This is a genomic window from Catellatospora coxensis (assembly GCF_016862635.1).
In the GTDB taxonomy this organism is placed as follows: domain Bacteria; phylum Actinomycetota; class Actinomycetes; order Mycobacteriales; family Micromonosporaceae; genus Catellatospora; species Catellatospora coxensis.
In genome coordinates this window covers 1-1729 of sequence record NZ_BONI01000187.1, presented here as the reverse complement: position 1 = coordinate 1729, position 1729 = coordinate 1, and the positions used below count along the sequence as shown (strand labels likewise).

General features: G+C 57.0%; 2 rRNA genes. Both read left to right on the top strand.

From position 1 onward, the window contains the following. Positions 1-1508 (top strand): 23S ribosomal RNA (locus tag Cco03nite_RS41910); the annotation flags it as partial. Between the two features lie 100 nt (positions 1509-1608). Beyond that, a 5S ribosomal RNA gene (gene rrf / locus Cco03nite_RS41905) occupies positions 1609-1725 on the top strand. Positions 1726-1729 lie beyond the last annotated feature (4 nt).

Here is a 1729-nt window from a genome sequence, read left to right as displayed (position 1 = left end):
GTTGGGATCTTGGTGGGTAGTAGTTGAGCGATGGGGTGACGCAGGAAGGTAGTCGAGCCCAGGCGGTGGTAGTCCTGGGGTAAGCGTGTAGGCCGGCACATAGGTAAATCCGTGTGCCATATAGGCTGAGACGTGATGCCGAGCCGTATCAGGTGAAGTCGATGATCCTATGCTGCCGAGAAAAGCCTCTAGCGAGCTGTGCGCGGCCCGTACCCCAAACCGACACAGGTGGTCAGGTAGAGAATACCGAGGCGATCGGGCGAACTGTGGTTAAGGAACTCGGCAAATTGCCCCCGTAACTTAGGGAGAAGGGGGGCCTCGTCTGGTGAAGGCCTTCGCGGCTGGAGCTGGGTGGGGTCGCAGAGAGCAGGGGGAAGCGACTGTTTACTAAAAACACAGGTCCATGCGAAGTCGTAAGACGCTGTATATGGACTGACGCCTGCCCGGTGCTGGAACGTTAAGGGGACCGGTTAGCCGCAAGGCGAAGCTGAGAACTTAAGCGCCAGTAAACGGCGGTGGTAACTATAACCATCCTAAGGTAGCGAAATTCCTTGTCGGGTAAGTTCCGACCTGCACGAATGGCGTAACGACTTCCCCACTGTCTCAACCACAGGCCCGGCGAAATTGCACTACGAGTAAAGATGCTCGTTACGCGCGGCAGGACGGAAAGACCCCGGGACCTTCACTATAGCTTGACATTGGTATCCGGTTTAACTTGTGTAGGATAGGTGGGAGGCTGTGAAGCGTTGACGCCAGTCTTCGTGGAGCCAATCTTGAAATACCACTCTGGTTGATCTGGGTATCTAACCTCGGACCGTGATCCGGTTCAGGGACAGTGTCTGGTGGGTAGTTTAACTGGGGCGGTTGCCTCCTAAAGGGTAACGGAGGCGCCCAAAGGTTCCCTCAGCCTGGTTGGCAATCAGGTGTTGAGTGTAAGTGCACAAGGGAGCTTGACTGTGAGACTGACAGGTCGAGCAGGGACGAAAGTCGGGACTAGTGATCCGGCACTGGCATGTGGAAGCGGTGTCGCTCAACGGATAAAAGGTACCCCGGGGATAACAGGCTGATCTTCCCCAAGAGTCCATATCGACGGGATGGTTTGGCACCTCGATGTCGGCTCGTCGCATCCTGGGGCTGGAGGTGGTCCCAAGGGTTGGGCTGTTCGCCCATTAAAGCGGTACGCGAGCTGGGTTTAGAACGTCGTGAGACAGTTCGGTCCCTATCCGCCGTGCGCGCAGGAGACTTGAGAAGGGCTGTCCCTAGTACGAGAGGACCGGGACGGACGAACCTCTGGTGTGCCAGTTGTACCGCCAGGTGCATGGCTGGTTGGCTACGTTCGGAAGGGATAACCGCTGAAAGCATCTAAGCGGGAAGCTCGCTTCAAGATGAGGTCTCCCACCACGAGAGTGGGTAAGGCCCCCGGCTAGACCACCGGGTTGATAGGCCAGAGATGTAAGCACAGTAATGTGTTCAGTCGACTGGTACTAATAGGCCGAGGACTTACCTAACACAAAGAGCTGCGCAAAGATTACGCTCGCGTCCACCATGCACATCACGACACGCAACCCCCAGCACCAAGGCTGGCGCGGGTTGACATGTTGATAGAGTTACGGCGGTCATGGCGGAGGGGAAACGCCCGGTAACATTCCGAACCCGGAAGCTAAGCCCTCCAGCGCCGATGGTACTGCAACGGGGACGTTGTGGGAGAGTAGGACACCGCCGGACAAAC